Annotated in this window: 17 protein-coding genes; 4 read left to right on the top strand and 13 right to left on the bottom strand. The window is 62.9% G+C overall.

The genetic code is table 11. The features are described from left to right. Position 1 precedes the first annotated feature (1 nt). The 4 genes from KF733_07955 to KF733_07940 all read right to left on the bottom strand — a co-directional run bounded on the left by KF733_07955 (position 2) and on the right by KF733_07940 (position 4,794). Positions 2-1,285, bottom strand: a complete 1,284-nt coding sequence (locus tag KF733_07955) for a hypothetical protein (protein ID QYK54939.1) — start codon at positions 1,283-1,285, stop codon at positions 2-4. Positions 1,286-1,495: 210 nt separating this feature from the next. After that, positions 1,496-3,133: an MmgE/PrpD family protein gene (locus tag KF733_07950; protein QYK54938.1), complete on the bottom strand. Its 1,638-nt coding sequence runs from the start codon at positions 3,131-3,133 to the stop codon at positions 1,496-1,498. 53 nt (positions 3,134-3,186) lie between these two features. Further along, positions 3,187-4,161, bottom strand: a complete 975-nt coding sequence (locus KF733_07945) for a calcium/sodium antiporter (GenBank protein ID QYK54937.1) — start codon at positions 4,159-4,161, stop codon at positions 3,187-3,189. A 114-nt stretch (positions 4,162-4,275) separates the two neighbouring features. Then, positions 4,276-4,794 carry an FABP family protein gene (locus KF733_07940; GenBank protein ID QYK54936.1) on the bottom strand — a complete coding sequence of 173 codons (519 nt, stop codon included), beginning with the start codon at positions 4,792-4,794 and terminating at the stop codon, positions 4,276-4,278. Positions 4,795-4,961: 167 nt separating this feature from the next. On the opposite strand from KF733_07940, the gene hppD reads away from it, so the two are divergent. Further along, on the top strand, positions 4,962-6,050 hold the full coding sequence (gene hppD / locus KF733_07935; GenBank protein ID QYK54935.1) for a 4-hydroxyphenylpyruvate dioxygenase: 1,089 nt from the start codon (positions 4,962-4,964) through the stop codon (positions 6,048-6,050). Between the two features lie 159 nt (positions 6,051-6,209). Here hppD and KF733_07930 read toward each other — a convergent pair whose 3' ends face one another. Together KF733_07930 and KF733_07925 are read right to left on the bottom strand one after the other, a co-directional pair. Continuing rightward, complete coding sequence (locus KF733_07930) at positions 6,210-7,391, bottom strand: hypothetical protein (GenBank protein QYK54934.1); 1,182 nt, start codon at positions 7,389-7,391, stop codon at positions 6,210-6,212. A gap of 74 nt (positions 7,392-7,465) precedes the next feature. Then, complete coding sequence (locus KF733_07925; GenBank protein QYK54933.1) at positions 7,466-8,371, bottom strand: SRPBCC domain-containing protein; 906 nt, start codon at positions 8,369-8,371, stop codon at positions 7,466-7,468. Between the two features lie 248 nt (positions 8,372-8,619). On the opposite strand from KF733_07925, the gene KF733_07920 reads away from it, so the two are divergent. Further along, positions 8,620-9,855: an acyl-CoA dehydrogenase family protein gene (locus KF733_07920; GenBank protein ID QYK54932.1), complete on the top strand. Its 1,236-nt coding sequence runs from the start codon at positions 8,620-8,622 to the stop codon at positions 9,853-9,855. On the opposite strand, the gene KF733_07915 is transcribed toward KF733_07920, so the two are convergent. The 3 genes from KF733_07915 to KF733_07905 all read right to left on the bottom strand — a co-directional run bounded on the left by KF733_07915 (position 9,852) and on the right by KF733_07905 (position 11,544). Next, positions 9,852-10,688 carry a hypothetical protein gene (locus KF733_07915; protein ID QYK54931.1) on the bottom strand — a complete coding sequence of 279 codons (837 nt, stop codon included), beginning with the start codon at positions 10,686-10,688 and terminating at the stop codon, positions 9,852-9,854. The two genes, KF733_07920 and KF733_07915, sit on opposite strands and share 4 nt — an antisense overlap. A gap of 93 nt (positions 10,689-10,781) precedes the next feature. Then, positions 10,782-11,003, bottom strand: a complete 222-nt coding sequence (locus tag KF733_07910) for a hypothetical protein (GenBank protein ID QYK54930.1) — start codon at positions 11,001-11,003, stop codon at positions 10,782-10,784. A gap of 55 nt (positions 11,004-11,058) precedes the next feature. Then, positions 11,059-11,544, bottom strand: a complete 486-nt coding sequence (locus tag KF733_07905; GenBank protein QYK54929.1) for a hypothetical protein — start codon at positions 11,542-11,544, stop codon at positions 11,059-11,061. 31 nt (positions 11,545-11,575) lie between these two features. On the opposite strand from KF733_07905, the gene KF733_07900 reads away from it, so the two are divergent. After that, on the top strand, positions 11,576-11,950 hold the full coding sequence (locus KF733_07900; GenBank protein QYK54928.1) for a VOC family protein: 375 nt from the start codon (positions 11,576-11,578) through the stop codon (positions 11,948-11,950). 98 nt (positions 11,951-12,048) lie between these two features. Here KF733_07900 and KF733_07895 read toward each other — a convergent pair whose 3' ends face one another. The 3 genes from KF733_07895 to KF733_07885 are packed head-to-tail and all read right to left on the bottom strand — an operon-like array spanning position 12,049 to position 14,791. After that, positions 12,049-12,363 (bottom strand): four-helix bundle copper-binding protein, encoded by a 315-nt coding sequence (locus KF733_07895; protein ID QYK54927.1) that lies wholly within the window; start codon positions 12,361-12,363, stop codon positions 12,049-12,051. A 53-nt stretch (positions 12,364-12,416) separates the two neighbouring features. After that, positions 12,417-14,057, bottom strand: a complete 1,641-nt coding sequence (locus KF733_07890) for an amidase (protein QYK54926.1) — start codon at positions 14,055-14,057, stop codon at positions 12,417-12,419. Between the two features lie 50 nt (positions 14,058-14,107). Continuing rightward, entirely contained in the window at positions 14,108-14,791 is a 684-nt protein-coding gene (locus KF733_07885; protein ID QYK54925.1) for a hypothetical protein, read from the bottom strand. Positions 14,792-14,943: 152 nt separating this feature from the next. Between KF733_07885 and KF733_07880 the strand changes: the two genes are divergently transcribed. Next, complete coding sequence (locus KF733_07880; GenBank protein QYK54924.1) at positions 14,944-15,540, top strand: DUF4230 domain-containing protein; 597 nt, start codon at positions 14,944-14,946, stop codon at positions 15,538-15,540. On the opposite strand, the gene KF733_07875 is transcribed toward KF733_07880, so the two are convergent. Continuing rightward, positions 15,537-16,100: a pseudouridine synthase gene (locus tag KF733_07875; protein QYK54923.1), complete on the bottom strand. Its 564-nt coding sequence runs from the start codon at positions 16,098-16,100 to the stop codon at positions 15,537-15,539. The two genes, KF733_07880 and KF733_07875, sit on opposite strands and share 4 nt — an antisense overlap. Positions 16,101-16,133 lie beyond the last annotated feature (33 nt).

Here is a 16,133-nt window from a genome sequence, read left to right as displayed (position 1 = left end):
ACTATTCCCTTGTGGTGTTCGAGATCCCACTCCGGATTGGAATGCGCCGGAATCCAGTCCGGCGCATTCCTTCCTGGATGATCGGATGAGACATCGTCAGTCGCTGCGGGAGGCCGTCCCTTGCGTTCTCGATCGCCAGCATCATCATGCCGAGGTCGATGCCGATGACGTCTGGACCGATCCAGTTCCGTGTTGGGTTTATGCCATTGGCAAACCCATATCGGCCATACGCAGATGGAAACGCGACTCGGACGTAGTTTGCAACTTCCGTCGATTCCAGAGGAGTGAACATAACGCTGGCGACGGTTGCCGCGGGGTTCACAGTGCCGTTGTCCGATATCCATCCAGGGGCGCCGTTCGCGCGATAGCCGTCGGGCGTGTCACCCGCAGAAAGCCCCCAGAACGAGGGGCCGTATCCGGTAAAACGCCCCGGGTTACTTAAGCAGTAAAGTCGGTTGGCAAGAGTTGCCTGTCTTGCTTCGTCGAAATAGTCCCAATTCAGCGTGTCTCTGCTGTTTGAAAAGTCAATAAAGGCGTGGGACATCTGGTGAAGGAACAGTGGGCCTCCCACCAGAAAACGATATCCATTGTAGTTTACGACCGGCCTGGACCAAGCAGTCCACGACCGCACCGGCATGCCTGGCCAGGCACCGGCGCCGAGTACGTAGAGCGCCATCATTTCTGAGTAGCTGTCCCAGCGATAGGGCAAGAAGCCACCCTCCGGCTTCCACCCGTGGCTAAAGGTCAGCGATTGCGGTAAGAGTCCGCCATTCGTTAACATCCAGTGCCAATCGATCTCTGAAAAGAGGGCATTGAGTTGTGCGGTAAGTGCGGCGTCGTCCAGTGCACGTTCTGCGAGTAAAGCTCCCATAAGGAGCCAGCAGGTATCGATCGAGGAGACCTCGCTTTGCCAGACTCGCGAACCGTTCCTCCAATCGACGAAGTGGTAGAACCAACCGTTCTTCCGCGCGCTCCGAGTGCGCAAGGTATAGACCACGCTCGTGGCCCGCTGGACGGCAGCTTCGCGATCGACCCAGCCGCGCTGGGCGCCGACACCATAGGCCGCGAGCGCAAAACCGGTCGAAGCTACGCTGGAAACTGTGTAGTTGTCATAGGGCGCCTGGTTAGCGGCGCGGTCCTTCGTGAAGCCAGTAGAGGAATTCGACTCGTTCCAAAAGAACTGGAAGGCCCGCATGGACAGAGAGTCCAAGAGCGGATCCTGGAACGCAGCCGCGTTTGCGGCCACGGCCGCCAAGGCCAAGATTGGAACGAGCCGGGCGGTCATAGGGTGAAGAGAGACGGCCCCGGCTCGTGACCGGGGCGTCGAGAGTGCAGGCTTTTCAGGAGAAGTTGCTGTACACCGCGTTGCTTGATGAACGGTTTGCAGACCGTCCCGAGCCCTGCCAGAGCCCCTGCTGAAAGGTTTCAGCGGCATACTGCCCTATTATAACCGCGCCCGCGGCTAAATTGAAACAGTTTTGTTCAGCCACTGTTCCTAATTTGTTAAGGCAGCCGGATCATCAGCATAGTCGCGGTTCGCGATTTCGACGTCGAAGAGGGCGGCCAAGTCGTGGGCCGCAGCTTGGTCGATAGCTTCCAGCCGCTCGACCATCGCCCTTCCCTCGCTTTGGTCGGCGAAGGCCAGTTCGGCCAAGGCCCCAAACTTTCGTCCAAGGACGTCCGTAAGCGAGACCGTCTCGTTTCTGGCGTGGCCGCCCGGATACATGACCAGTCCACTCTCGTGCTGCGCGCCGCCGGCCATCGTGACCGAAAGCGAGGTGGGGATGCCGTCCGGGTACTTCGCATCGTAGTCCGCGCCGCCGTGGCGGAACTCGATCTTCTGCATCAGGGCCCGCGTCACCGGGTTGAAGATGGCCTTTTCGGAGAGCTCGTAATCCTGAGGGAGCAGCATAAGGCTCTTCCAAAGGTGGGCATTACCCGCCGAACCCTTGGCACCCAAGGCCGCGGGCGAGGCTTCAGAAGCCTTCCTGAGGAGCGTGGCGACGATGTAGGCCATCGAATGGTCCGCGCTCTGGCGCGTTCGCGGATCCTTCTTGGCGGGGTTGCCTATGATCCCGAACGCGGGCTCATAGGCAAGGATGGTGATCTTTTCGATGCCCGCGCACTGGTCCGCGACTATCGCCGGGTTTGCGGCGACCATGTCGATCACCGCCTGCAGTGCGCCCGCGCTTTGGTGCTCGTAGAGCCCGAGCTTGAAGTGCATTCCCATAACGGCGAAGTCGTCCCCGCTATGGCTGAGTTCGAGGTCGAAGGGGCTGTCGCCCGTTTCTTTCCAGCGCTCGGCGCCCTCCGTGGTGGGTTCGAAGAACCGCCAGACCGCCTCCGGGTTCCGAAAGATGTCGCGCGGGCCGCGGAAGCCCGCCATCGACCGTTTCAGACAGGTGACGGCGGCCTCGGTGCTGATCGCCGCGCTCGCTCCTTTGCTGTCGCTCAGCTGCTTGCCCGCGCGGATGGCCCGCCATGGAATGAAATGCGCGACAAACATACCGATAGCGCTTTCGATCTGCTCCGCCGTCGCCCCGAGCAGGGCGCCGTAGACCGCTGCCGAAGCGATGGCGCCGTGCACGACGTGGTCGATCTTGTGCGTCTTCAGACTAAAGACTTCAGCAAGCCGGCCGCGGATCTCGTCCAGCGCGACCATTGCGCGCAAGGCGGTGGCCCCGTCCAACTCCCGCTGTTGGCAGGCCGCGACCACCACGGGATAAAAGTCGTTATGGCCGAACTCACCGGCGGTGTTCCCCAGCTCCGGGCGGTAGCCAAAGTTGGTGCCGTTACTGTCCCACTCGCGAACCGCAGAGCAGTTGGCCAAGATGGCCTTTTCGGCGAAGACGCCCTGGTTGCTGCCGAAGACGAAAGCGGCCAGCGAAGGGTCGTCGCAACGGTATTGCAGGGCCTCTTCGCGCAGAACGGTCGGCGCGTTGGTGCCTAAGGCGAGCGCGGAAAGCCCGCAGAGGACGGCGTCCGTATGGAACAGCTTCGTCCGCGCAAGGACAGCCTGGCTCGGCCCTTCGCCAAGGCGCCCATTGACGAAATCGATCGCGAACCGCCCGATCCCCAGGGCTTGGTTGGTATCGCGACCGAGGGAAACGGAGGTGGATGCGGCGGTCGGCATCGGGAGCAAGGATACTCACCGGACCGCACACGTCGCGTCCCCGGCTGTCCGAATCAGGTCGGTTTCAGGACCAGCAACGTGATATAGACCACGCCGCAAACGAAGAGCAATCCGCCTTCAAGGCGGTTGATGACGCGTCCGCGCACCATCAGCGGCAAAAGCAAGAGCGACGACCCCGCCATCCACCACATGTCGGAGTCCACGATCTCCCGCGCGACCTTTAGCGGCAGGATCGCGGCGGAGAGGCCGAGAATGCCGAGCAGGTTGAAGATGTTCGAGCCGATGAGGTTGCCGACGGCGACGTCGGCGTGGCCTTTGCGGGCTGCGATCAGCGATGCGGCGAGCTCTGGGGCGCTTGTCCCAAAAGCCACCACCGTCAAGCCGATCACCCGTTCCGACATCCCGAAGAGCCGGGCGAGTTCGACCGAGCCCACCACCAACGCCCGCCCCCCGCCGACCAGTAGGAGGAATCCGCCCAGAAGGAGCCCGGCCGCGAGCCAGGGAGGCCCTTTTGCCGGGGCCTCGTGCGCCGCCTGCTCTTCGGCCAGTGTCTGCTCCTCGTCACGCTTCACCTCGTTTCGTGCGCGCTGCAACATGACCCAGGTGAAACCGACCAGCAGGACGACCAATGCCGTCCCTTCGAACCGGTCCACGACACCGTCGTGCATGGCAATCATCGCCAGGATGGTCGCGAAGAACATGAAGGGCCATTCGATCTGGACGACCTGCCCGCGGACCGGAAGCGTGCAAAGGAGAGCTGTCGGCCCGAGGATGAGCAGGACGTTGAAAATGTTCGACCCGACTACGTTCCCGACCGCGATGTCCGGCGAGTTTTGGAAGGACGCCGTGAGCGAGACCACAAGCTCCGGTAGCGAAGTCCCCATCGCGACCACGGTCAGGCCGATGACGGCCGGCGTCAGCCCGGCCAGCTTCGCCAGAGTCGTCGCGCCCCGGACCAGCAGTTCCCCGCCCACGCCGAGCAGCCCCAAGCCGGCGAGGACAAGGACGACGGCGATCGGCGGGCTCACGGTCCCACGATCTTGGCACCCACAACCCTAAAGCTTAAGAGACCAGCTGGGACGAAGGCGCAAGGCTTGCGAGCGGGCCTTCTCGCCAGAGGCAGCCCGCTCGGCTACAGGGCATCAACCCTTGGTCATTTCATATTCAGAGGCAGGCACCCAGTCGTCCCCCTCCTTAAACTCCAGCTTAAACAGCAGCTTGGTGGCAGACTTCTTGCCCACCTTCGTCCGAGCGACCGAGGAATCGCCCATCACGTTCCAGGGCTGGCTCACCATTGTCATGGTGTCGCCCTCCAGTGAGCCGGTCTCGATCCGCGCCTCCGGGGAGATGTTCGTGAAGGAATAGGCGATGTACTGCGAGTCCGTTGGGCTCCAGCCAAGGAACATCGTCTCCGTCATCTTCAGCATGCCGAAATCCGTCTCCGAGACCAGCTTCATGAATTGGCCCTCCCAGCTACAGGCGACCTTGGCAGTGAAGTCCATCTCCATGCCCTGCATGGCCATCTTGCCGCTGCCGGACCAGCTGCCGATCATCCAGTCGAGCTTCTTCAGCTCGGCTGGCGGCTCGAAGTCTTGGGCTCGGGCGACGAACGAGGCGGTCGCCAGTGCAGCGACCGTCAGGAGTCGAAGGGTTGATTTCATTCCAGGCGACTTTACCAGACAGATGTCAACAGACATCAACGGTCTCACCGGCTTTTTTCGGCTCGGTTTGTCGTGCCATACTTGCGTTCGCTCTTCGTTGCCCGATCGACCGTATTCCGCTCGGCGGAAATTGGGGCGAGCGACGTAAGAACCTAGAGGAACCAACGATGAGCGCCGATTCCTTTCCGATCCGCAGGATCGACCACATCCGTCACTACGTCAACAACGCCCGCCAGGCGTCCTTCTTCTACCAGCACACGTTCGGCTTTTCGATCACCGGTTATGCCGGTCTCGAGACCGGGTTGCGCGACGAGGCGAGCTACGTCCTCAACCAGAACGAGCTGACGCTCTGCTTCACCGCTCCGATCCGCCCCGGACACCCGATGGCCCCGCTGATCGCCAACCACGGCGACTTTGTCCAGGATATCGCGTTCGAAGTGGACGACGTGGACTGGGCTTACAAGACTGCGCTGGAAAGAGGCGCAGAGGGCGCAGTCGAGCCGCGCACCCTCCAGGACGACCATGGCCAAGTCCGCCATGCGGCCATAAAGATCTATGGCAACACAGTGCACTCGCTGCTTAACCGCGACAAGTACAGCGGCCCGTTCTTGCCCGGCTTCCGGGCCGAGAACCAGCCCGGTGACGGCATCGGCATCATCGAGGTCGACCACTGCGTGGGCAACGTCGAGCTCGGCAAGATGAACGAATGGGTGAGGTGGTACGAGAACGTGCTCGGCTTCGCAAACCTCATCAGCTTCGACGATAAAGACATCTCGACGGACTACACCGCGCTGATGTCGAAGGTCATGGCGAGCGGCAACGGCCGCGTGAAGTTCCCGATCAATGAGCCGGCGGAAGGCAAGAAGAAGAGCCAGATCGACGAGTACCTGGAATTCTTCGGCGGCCCCGGCGTCCAGCACGTCGCCATGCGGACGGACGACATCGTCTACACCGTCAGCCGGCTCAAGGCTCGCGGCGTGGACTTCCTTGCCGTGCCGCGCACTTATTACGACATGCTGACGGACCGCGTAGGGCAGATCGATGAGGATATCGATGTCCTCGCCGACCTCGGCATCCTGGTCGACCGTGACGACGAAGGCTATCTCCTCCAGATCTTCACAAAACCGATCACGGATCGCCCGACCCTCTTTTACGAGATCATCCACCGCAAGGGTGCGAAGAGCTTCGGCAAGGGCAATTTCAAAGCGCTGTTCGAGTCGATCGAACGCGAGCAAGCCCTCCGCGGCACGCTCTGAGTCCCAAGCCCCCTCCTCGGTTTTCGGGATGCCTTGTGCCCGGAAACTGAGGAGGGGGGTTGGGGGAGGAGATCCGAGCTCGAGTGCCGTCCGTTAGTCGGAAAAGAGAGCCCCTCCCTCTCATGAGAAGGAGGGGCTCTTTCTGGATCCGCCTCTGGTTTACGGGCGGACAAACCAAACAGCCTGGTCGAGGCTGTTGCACCAGATCGCACCGCTCGATGGGCCCGTCTGGCGAATGCGGTAGCGGGCTCGCACCTTGTTTGCGGCGCCGACAAAGCGTCCCACCGGGGCATTGGCGGCGACCCCAACCGGCTTGTAGCTCGTGCTGATCGTCGTCGTCGAGACTGCGGTTGGGCTGAAGTTGTTCAGGTTCCAATCGAAGAGGTCTAGGGTCGTCGAGAAGGCGCCCGCGTTCTCCATCTTGGAGTATGTGCGGAATTGCATCGACGAGGGGTTGTTGATCGGGCTCGTCCCCTCGATCTCCACCGTGATCGGCGCGACCTGTTGGTTCGGCACGATGAACTTGCAGACTTGCATCACGTTGCCGTCGATGTCCGCGATCTGGGCGAGGCCGCCTCCGTTCGCACGGCCGACGCGGATCGTCACCAGGTTCGGGTTGATCTGCTGGGCGCCCGCGCCTTGCGAGACCCACTCGACAACGTTACCGAGGAGTCGGAACCCAAAGGGGTCGGTCATGTGCTGCTCGCCCACGGTCTGGGAGAACTGGGCGACACGTCCCTGGCCCACGTTCCAACCGCAAAGGCCGACGAAATTACCCTGGTTCGTCGTGCGGTAGAAGACGATCGCACCGGGCTGCACATCCAGAACGTTCGTCTCACTGCCGGCCACGTTGTCGCCGGGGATGTCGAACTCGTTCGGAAGGCCGGAATTGATGGTCGGGTCGGGCGTTTCCCGCACAAGGTGGTGGAAGGCATCGCCGTTAAAGCTCGTGGTGGGTACGGCAGGGAAAATGTTCTTCAACGTCGTGAAGGCCTGACTTGCCGACGCGAGCCAGAGCGTCCACTCGAAGGTGACAAACCCGCCGCCACCAGAGACGTAGGAAGTGAGCAGGAACTGGCCGTCCGGAGGCATGTCGCCCGCAGTCCAGTTGTAGTTCGCCTGCATGATGACGGCGTCAAACCCGACAAGATTGACGCTCGAGTCAAACTGCACGTGCGAGACTCCGATCACGCCGGAGTGGCCTGCCGCAGCAAGCGAGCTCAGGACGATCTGGTCCTGCACGTTGTAGCCGCTAGACATGACGTAGACGCGGGCCGGGAGGGCAGAAGCCGGAACCAAGCAAGCGCCGAAAAGCAGCACGTGAAAAATTCGAGTGGTCATAGTGTCCTCTGACGGTGCATTATCACCCTTAATTGTCCAGCCAGGCAACAGTAAAGGTACCGATGAAACACCTCTTAGAAGTCGGTTAGGAAGAATCCAAGCCGCCGAGCGACGAGCCGCCAGTACTCGGTCGCTCCTTCGCGGCCGACGTCGAACCCCTCTCGTGCCTCGTTTGTCGGGGCGACCGGCTCCTGTCGGATCGTCAGCTTGGATCTTGCCTCGTCACCCTCTATTGTGGCGATGACGAGCGTCGTCCGGGGCCAGTCTTCCACGACGATGTGCTTCGCATCCTCGCCGTCTGGTCCGACCAAGGCCTTCGTCATGGAAACCCGCCAGGGCCGCACAATCGACTCGAACGTTCCCGAATAGCGCACGAAGGTGCCGTCCTGCATCTTGACTAGGTAATCGATCAGCCCGCCCTCGCGAAAGTCGAGCTCACAATTCACGGCGCGTGTCTCGTCCGCCGCCAGGCAGTACTCCATGGCGCGCGGGTCAGCCAAAGCCGCGAAGACGCGTTCTACGCCGGTTGCGATCTCCTCGATCGCGATAATCGGCTCGCTCTTGTTCACAAAGCTTGCCAGATGGTCGAGGCGCGCCAGCCAAGTCTCCCTGGCCCGGTTCAGCGCCAAAGCGTCCCCTGTCCAAACCTGGTTTAAAAGGAGCCGGGTAGCGGGCCCCGCCCCCTCAAAGTGGACAGTGACTTCGTTTGGGTCGGCCCCGACGATTTCGGCATGGTCGAACAAAATCCTGGTCGAGTACTCGAGCTCGCGGAACACACCCCAAGCTCCGTTCGACGAGCCGTTGGCCTGGACGGCGAAGCGGCCCCCCGCGCGAGGCTCGAACGATGCGAGCGTCCGCTCGTCGTTCGGGTTCCACGCGAACCAAAACTGGGCCCGGGCGGGATCTAAGAACGCTTCGTAAACTTCTTTCGGGGTTGCATCAAAGAGGCGGGAGACTTCTAAAAACTTACGGGACGCCATACGTTAAACCTGATAGAGTTTATTGATACCCGGTAACGAAGCGGGCCCTCTGCGTTTCACGAGCTATTTCGAGCGCTATCACTGATATATCGTTCTATCTCTTCCCAGAAGGTCTGCGACAGCCAGATGAAATCCGTCGTTGAAGCAAGATCGTTGCTGTCGGTTGGGCCTCGTTAAGGATTAAGGACCGCTCCTTGTTGGATCGTCACGGTTCCAACCGAGGCGACTCAGGCAGAATTGGGACAGGAATGGACTTCGCCCTGACCCCTGAACACGACCTGATCCGCGAGAGCGCCTATAAGTTCGGCCAAAACGTGTACCTGCCCGGCCTGGCGGAACGGGACCGCGCCCACGCGAGCGACCCCGGCGTGCTGAAAAAGATGGGCGAGGCTGGTCTCCTAGGGGTTTCCATCCCGCAAGAGTACGGCGGAATGGGCGCCGACTATATCGCGCTCGGCATCGTGTGCGAAGAACTCGAGCGGGCGGACTCCACCGCCCGGGTGGTCATGAGCGTCCATGCAGGCCTCCACTCGATGACCCTTCTGCAATGGGGCACGGAGGAACAAAAGCGACGGTGGTTGCCCAAGCTCGCGACGGGCGAAGCCATCGCTGGCTTCGGGCTCACGGAACCCGGCGCGGGAAGCGACGCCGCGAACCTGAAGACCACCGCCCGACGCGACGGCGACCACTATGTGCTGAACGGCCAGAAAGCGTGGATCAGCCTGAGCGACTACGCCGACCAGTTCTTGGTGGTGGCCCGCCTCGTGCCCCCGGCGGACAAGGCGTCCACCACTGGCGACACTTCGGACACGCGACCGTCCTATGCCGCTTTCATCATCGAGCGCACCCTGCCCGGCTTCAGCAGCAGGCCGATCAAGGGCAAGCTCGGCGTCCGCGCCGGGAACACGGGCGAGCTCTTCTTTGAGGACGTCCGCGTGCCGGCAGACTGCCTTATTGGCGAGGAAGGCGACGGCTTCCGGGTCGCGATGAGCGCGATCGACCATGGCCGTTACACAGTGGCGGCCGGCGCGGTCGGCCTCATCCAGGCCTGCCTCGATGCCAGCGTAAAGTATGCGAACGAGCGCATGGTCGGTGGCGAGCCGATCGGCAAAAAGCAGCTGGTGCAACAGATGATCGCCTCAATGGTCCAGGGTCGGGAGATTGGTCGACTGCTCTACCAGAAGGTGGGCTGGATGAAGAACGTGGGCCTCCGCCACACCCGGGAGTGCAGCATGGCGAAGTGGACGAATTGCGCCGCCGCCTTCGACGCCGCCAACAAAGCGGTCGAGATCCACGGCGCCTACGGCTATTGCGACGAGTTCCCCGTCGAGCGCTACTTCCGCAACAGCCGCGGGGCAATGATCTACGAGGGCACCCACGAGATCCACACCCTCATGCAAGCCGAGTACGAGCTGGGTTACCGCACGGACAAGCCCCTCAAGCACACACTGCCGAAGTGGGACGCACGCGAGCTCGGGGGCTAGCCCTTCTCCGCCGCCGCGCGGTAGGCGACCAGGTCCGCCTTCGCCCTCTCGCCATAGGCGCGGAGGGATTCCAGCCACGCGTGCCGGTAAGGTCGGAGAGCGTTGACGATCGCCTCGGCGGCAGCCAGGTTCCGCGCCCACTTATGGTCGGCGGGAACCACGTGCCAAGGCGCCTCCTCGGTCGCGGTACGGTCGATAGCCTCTTGGTAGGCCGCCTGGTATTCGTCCCAATGGGCGCGCTCCTTCCAGTCGCCGACGCTCAGCTTCCAAGCCTTCTCGATCGCGGCCTCTCGCTGCAGAAGGCGGGTCTCCTGCTCCTCCTTGCTGATGTGCAGGAAGAGCTTGATCACGATGGTGTTGGACTCCAGAAGCAACCGCTCGAACGCCCGGATGTGCTCGTAGCGCTGGCGCCAAATCGGCTCCGCGACCAGCGAGTGCACCCGAACAACGAGGACGTCCTCATAGTGCGAGCGGTTAAAGACGGCGACGTGCCCCAGGCGGGGCGCCTTGGAATGGACCCGCCACAAGAAGTCGTGGGAAAGTTCCTCCTCGGTCGGCACCTTGAACGGCACCACGTCCGTTCCCAAGGCGTTCATCGAATTTAGAAGAAAGCGGATCAGGCCGTCCTTCCCGGACGTGTCCATGCCCTGCAAAACGATCAGCAACGAGTTCTGGTTCGCGTAATAAAGGAGGTCTTCGAGTTCGCCCAACTCCTTTCCGAGGCGGTCTGCCTCTTCCTCGCCCTGCTTCTTCTCGAGCCCGAAATCGTCGCGGGTGTTCACCGCTTTCAGGTCAATGCTGGCGCTGCCGTCGACCAAGTGGGCATAGGGCATGCCCCGATTCTGCCCCGAAGCCTTAGGCCGCTGCTTCGCCGTCGATTGCGGCAAGGCCAAGTTCGACCACTAGCGCAAGGGGGTCGAGGCGGATCAAGAGGGTTTCACCGCGTGTGCGACGTGCGTCACCACCTTTGAGACGTCGTGCCGTAGGATCTCAGGCAGCGGTTCAAACGCCGTGTCCGAGATTTCCACGACCGACTCGACCCCGTCCACGTACATCGCGAAGTCGGCTTTCGGCGTCTTGACGGCGACTACGGTGGACTTCCGCATCGCGGCGAAAAGCTCGTAAAACTGCTGGAGTAAGCGCCGCATTGCGCCGAGCCCACCCGGCAAAGATCTCCACCATTGGCCGGAAAGACGGCCCGCCTTATGCCTTCTTTAGAATAACGGTGACCTTCATCCCCTTGGGCGCCTGGCCGCCGGCATTCTTCGCCATTTGGCTCGTCAAATCCATGGTCATGGTCTTGCCGTCCTTAGCCAGGATGTAAGTCCGCTCCTTTGCTCCTTCCCCGCTCACCGCTTTGCCGTCGCGTTTCTTGGGGGTCAGGACGACCTTGTTGCCAGAAGCCCTCCAGGTCCCCTCGGTCTTGTGCTCCGTGTTTTCGTTAGGCATTTTCTGGGTGGCGACGTAGGTGCCGGCCTTGTCAAAGACGAGCTTCAGGCTCGGCATGGGCGGCGCCTGTTTCATCTGAGCCTTCATCTCGTCCGGGACCTTGAGTTCGACTTTGCCGTTCCAAGTGCCGACGACGGAGGCTTGCTGGGCCAGGGCCAGGCTGGCGACGGCCAGCGTGAGTGCGGCGGTGATCCTGCGCATGCTTTCGCTACGTCCCAGCCCCCCATTTTCGTTGCTCACCAAGAAAGAATCGGGACTACAATAATCGGCCATGGAAGACGCCCCGGCACCCGGTAGCCTGGCCTGGCTCGATCTCACCGTCCCAGACGCTTCGGCGCTCCGCGACTTCTACTCCAAAGTCGTGGGGTGGCAGTCAGAGGAAGTCCCGGTGGAGGACTATGCCGACTACTCAATGATGCCGCCCGGTTCCGACGACGGGGTGGCGGGGATCTGCCACAGCCGCGGCCCGAACGTGGGCATTCCCCCGTTCTGGATGCCCTACTTCATCGTCGCCGACTTGGACGCCAGCATCGCGGCGGCCCTGGAGAACGGGGGCGAGCTCATCGAGGACCGCCGCTTCGAAGAAGGCGGGGTCGCTTTCTTCCGCGATCCGGCCGGGGCATTCTTCGCGATCTGGCAATCTTGACGAAGAGCGCAACCTACATGAAAAAAGCGGCGCCGCAACCTGCCCAGCCCAATGACGGAGAACCAGGTTGCGACGCCGGAAAATTGTCCTGGTCGAGACTAGACGTTGACGGTCGCGACCTCGCGACACCCGTCCGCGCAATCTCGGCAAGTCTGGGCGCACTCGCGGCAATGGTCGTTGTCGTGCTTGTCGCATTCTGCCGCGCAACGCTCGCAGGTCTCCGCGCACGTCTGGCACTGGCTCGTCGAGCCGTTCTGCATGGCATCGACGCAGGACCGACACGTTGCGGCGCACTGCTCGCAGGTCCGCACGCACTCTTCCATGCCCTGCTGCCCTCGGCATTGCTCGGCACAGTTCTCGCACGCCTGCGCACACGTCCGGCAAGCCTCGACGCAAGCCTGTAGGTTTTCCATAAGGGAGCAATACGCCCCTTGAGGCGGTCGCTTGCCCCTTTGGCCCTGTGCCTCTAGAGAGGGGGCAACATCTCGTGGAAGTGCGCCTTCGATTGGAGCGCACCCGCGATCTCGCAAACCTTGGCTTCGTCGTAGAGCCGGCCCACGATGCTGACCGCCTTCGGCGCCCCCTTCTCATTTGTCCCCCAGGGAATGATCATCTGCGGGTGACCGGTGTTGTTCGTCGTGATAAGGAGCGAGCCGCCCGTATCCTCGGCGACCACCGCGTCGAAGTCGCCGAGTTCTTCCTCGAACCGCCGGGCGACGACCGCACGCACGCGCAGCGCTTGGACATACTCGACCGCGGGCACGTAGCGGGCGGCCAAGAACTCCGGCGGCCACAACTTCCCGATCTTCTCGATGTCCGCTCCGCGCGTCACCTTGTCGAAGGCGGCCGAAGCTTCCACCAAGAGGCAGGTGAGCACCGCGTCCGGCGGAGGCGTCAGTTTGATCCTGTCGACCTGGTAGCCGAGTTCCCTAAGATGGCCAACGAAAACGGGTTCCGCCCCCTCCTCGTCCGAGAACCAGCCGATCTTGCCGCCGCGAGCCCCCGTGGCGAAGGGTTCTTCCATCGGCTGCGCGAGCGTCGCCCGGTCTTCGGGGTCGTGGCCGGCGATGGCTCGCAGGACCAGCAAAGCGTCCGAGGCGTGCCGCACGATCGGCCCGACTTTGTCGTTCGTCCAGCTGAGCTGCATGCAGCCGTGCCGGCTGACGCGGCCGTAGGTAGGCCGTAACCCGGTCACGCGGCACCGGAAAGAGGGCGACATGATAGAGCCGAGCGTCTCCGTCCCGATCGCGAAGGGCAGGATGCCGGCCGAGACCGCACTCGCCGAACCTGCAGAAGACCCGCTCGAACCTTGCTTCAGGTTCCAGGGGTTCTTCGTCTGTCCGCCGAACCAGACGTCGTCATAGGCGAGCGCCCCGCATGTGAGCTTGGCCGTGCAGACTGCCCCCGCCTCGCGCAGCCTTCGCACGACCGTCGCGTCGAAGTCGAACTCTTGGTCGCGGAACGCTTCCGCGCCCCATGTCGTCTTGCCCGCCTTGGTCGCAAAGAGGTCTTTCACGCCATAGGGGATGCCGAGCAGCGGCTTCTCCGACCCGCCCGCCTTGAGCTCGGCATCGGCCTGCCGCGCCTCGTCCATGGCCTGCTCCTCGAGCAGCGTGACCACGCATTTCAACACGGGGTCCAGCCGCTTCAAGCAGGCGATGGCTTCACCGGTCAGCCGCTCTGAGGTCAGCGCGCCGCTCCGCAAGAGGAACGCGAGTTCGGCCACCGGCTTGCTCAGGAGTTCCCGGCCGGAGGGCACCTCCATGGGAAAGACCGGGCTCGCGGCCACGACCGGCTCGCGTTCGGGCTTGCGCCCGTAAGGCTGGAAAACGAGGTCGGGCTCGACGCTGTTGGCGAGGTCCATCTCACGGACCGCAGAGTAAGAGGCGGCCCGCTCTCGAACGCTGCCCAATGCGAGCTTGTGCTGCGCCGGGGAGAACGAGACCCCGCCGAGACGGTCAGCCACGGCGAGGTCCGCCTCGGAGATCACGCCGGTCGCCGCAGGCTCCGCTTGGATCTGCTGGGCACGGGCCAAAGCGGGGAGGAACGGCAGGCTGAGGCCGGCTCGCAGGAGCGCCTGCCGCGTGAGGACGGGGTCGATGCCCATGGTTGACCCCGAATTATGCGCGACCGGCTCGCTCGCCAGTCCTCTTGAATTCAGTTCTTGGCGACGGGCTGGCGCTCTTCCGGCTGGGCCATTTCCACGATCGCGCGGGCAGCGCGCTCCGCCCGGATCTTGGCCGCCTTCGCCATCGCCTTCGCCTTGCGGCGGCGGATCCCCCACGGCACGGACTCCTCGCTTAGCGAATAGTGGCCCGTGAAAATGTCGTAGAAAGGCAGCACCACGTTGTAGTTGCGACTGTCGTCCATGTGGTGGATATAGTGCCGCTTGTCGAACCACTGGAAGAGCTGGCGCGAGGGCGGCCAAGAGTGGTACCAACGCGGCTCGCCGTCCGGCCGCGTGAAGTGCATGTGCCAGTGCAGGAACTCGTACGCGATGTAGTAGAGCGTGAACGTAGCGGGCACGGCGATTCCCGCGGCGGGGCCGAGAGTGAGCCAGACCGCGATCGTGATCGGCGAGGTGACGAGCATCGTCGCGGGCCACATCATGGGGCCAAGGCTGATCGGCTGCTCCGTTTCGGGTGCGTCTCGGTGGTAGTCCTCGCCCCTATAGGCGGGGTGGTGCTCCACGGAGTGCGAAATGTACGAAGGGATGAGCAGCCCTCGCAGGAGTTTCTTCTGAGGCGTGTGCAGGATGTAGCGGTGGAAGAGCCCCTCGATGACGCTCGCAAAAACGACGCAACCCAACACCACCAAAGCGACGACGAGAACTGTGGGCATCTTTGAGACCGTCCTGGGCCGAGCGTTGCGAAAGCAGTACCCGACACTCTTACTTTACTACTGAAAGGGGTCAAGTGATTCACGCCGGGGACTGGTGGACATTCGTACCTAGGACTTGGAGTGCCCAGGGTCTGAAAAGCGTCGAATGCCATGTGCGGAACGACCGCGGGCCCCTGACCCTTATCCTCGCCGCCGCGCTAGGCGCCGCGGCCGTCTACGTCTTTTTTGTAGCGGTCCCCGCAGTCCAGACGAAGGTCGTCCCGACTCCAGTGTTACTTCAGCGAGTGCAGGCGCTTGGTGAACTCCGAACGGTGCGCCACCAGTACGAGCAGGTCTTCGAATACGGCACTCAGAGACGGGCGGCCGATTGGGCGGCGTGGATCCCGGCTTCCGACGACTTCGTCGGCAGCTTGACCCGGAACAAGGCGCTCGTGACCGCGACCGGCACGGTCGACGCAGGCATCGACCTGCGCAAGGCTCAGATCGAGGTGGTCGAGGGCACGATCGTCGTCACCCTGCCGAAGCCGCGCGTTTATGAACCGGTGGTCACCGCCAAAGTCCACACAAGCACGTCTGGACTCCTTTGGAACGATGCGAACCTCGGCCTCCGGGCGCAGCAGGAAGCAGGCGCGCGGTTTGTCCAGGCGGCCCGCTCGGCCGGGGTCGAAGACGAAGCGACGGCCGAGGCTCGCCGGGTCGTCGGTTCGCTCCTCACGAAGCTGACCGACAAGAAAGTCGTCGTGCGCTAACCGCCCATCAACCGCTTCATGAGCGCGGGCGGCACCTCCTCCCACCTTCCCGGCTCCAATCCGCGCAGGTCCAAATTCCCGATCGCCCAGCGGACGAGCCGCACCGTAGGGTGGCCGATAGCCGCGGTCATCCGTCGCACCTGCCGGTTCCGACCTTCGGTCAAGACGATCTTGAGCCAAGACGTCGGGGCGTCCGCGCGTTCTCGGACCGGCGCCCCGGGCGGAAGCAAAGGCGGTGAGGCGAAGACCTCGGCCCGCGCCGGGCGAGTCATGCCGTCGTTCAGCTCCACCCCCGTGCGAAGGGCGGCAAGCTGCTGCTCTCCCGGCACGCCTTCCACCTGCACCCAATATTCCTTCTCGTGGTGGAACTTGGGCTCCGTGAGCCGCGCCTGCAGCCAACCCTGGTCGGTCAGCACGACCAAACCCTCGCTGTCGAAGTCCAGTCGGCCGGCCGGATAGACGTCGGGGACGTCCACGAGATCCGCCAGCGTCGGGCGTCCCGATCCCTCGCGGAACTGGCAAAGGACGCCAAAAGGCTTCCACAGACGGAGTGTCGGCACGACTCATTTTCCCGCCGAGCGGCCCCTGCCGGC

Source organism: Fimbriimonadaceae bacterium (assembly GCA_019454125.1).
Taxonomy (GTDB): domain Bacteria; phylum Armatimonadota; class Fimbriimonadia; order Fimbriimonadales; family Fimbriimonadaceae; genus JALHNM01.
The sequence above is the reverse complement of the archived record's forward strand: the minus strand, read 5'-3'. Positions and strand labels throughout refer to the sequence as shown.

Bases quoted from the DNA above. Each gene is read 5' to 3' on its own strand.
- KF733_07895 (QYK54927.1), bottom strand. From the start codon at position 12,363: ATGGAAAACCTACAGGCTTGCGTCGAGGCTTGCCGGACGTGTGCGCAG.
- KF733_07920 (QYK54932.1), top strand. From the start codon at position 8,620: ATGGACTTCGCCCTGACCCCTGAACACGACCTGATCCGCGAGAGCGCC.
- KF733_07910 (QYK54930.1), bottom strand. From the start codon at position 11,003: ATGCGGCGCTTACTCCAGCAGTTTTACGAGCTTTTCGCCGCGATGCGG.
- KF733_07955 (QYK54939.1), bottom strand. From the start codon at position 1,285: ATGACCGCCCGGCTCGTTCCAATCTTGGCCTTGGCGGCCGTGGCCGCA.
- KF733_07885 (QYK54925.1), bottom strand. From the start codon at position 14,791: ATGCCCACAGTTCTCGTCGTCGCTTTGGTGGTGTTGGGTTGCGTCGTT.
- KF733_07950 (QYK54938.1), bottom strand. From the start codon at position 3,133: ATGCCGACCGCCGCATCCACCTCCGTTTCCCTCGGTCGCGATACCAAC.
- hppD (QYK54935.1), top strand. From the start codon at position 4,962: ATGAGCGCCGATTCCTTTCCGATCCGCAGGATCGACCACATCCGTCAC.
- KF733_07900 (QYK54928.1), top strand. From the start codon at position 11,576: ATGGAAGACGCCCCGGCACCCGGTAGCCTGGCCTGGCTCGATCTCACC.
- KF733_07915 (QYK54931.1), bottom strand. From the start codon at position 10,688: ATGCCCTATGCCCACTTGGTCGACGGCAGCGCCAGCATTGACCTGAAA.
- KF733_07930 (QYK54934.1), bottom strand. From the start codon at position 7,391: ATGACCACTCGAATTTTTCACGTGCTGCTTTTCGGCGCTTGCTTGGTT.
- KF733_07890 (QYK54926.1), bottom strand. From the start codon at position 14,057: ATGGGCATCGACCCCGTCCTCACGCGGCAGGCGCTCCTGCGAGCCGGC.
- KF733_07925 (QYK54933.1), bottom strand. From the start codon at position 8,371: ATGGCGTCCCGTAAGTTTTTAGAAGTCTCCCGCCTCTTTGATGCAACC.
- KF733_07940 (QYK54936.1), bottom strand. From the start codon at position 4,794: ATGAAATCAACCCTTCGACTCCTGACGGTCGCTGCACTGGCGACCGCC.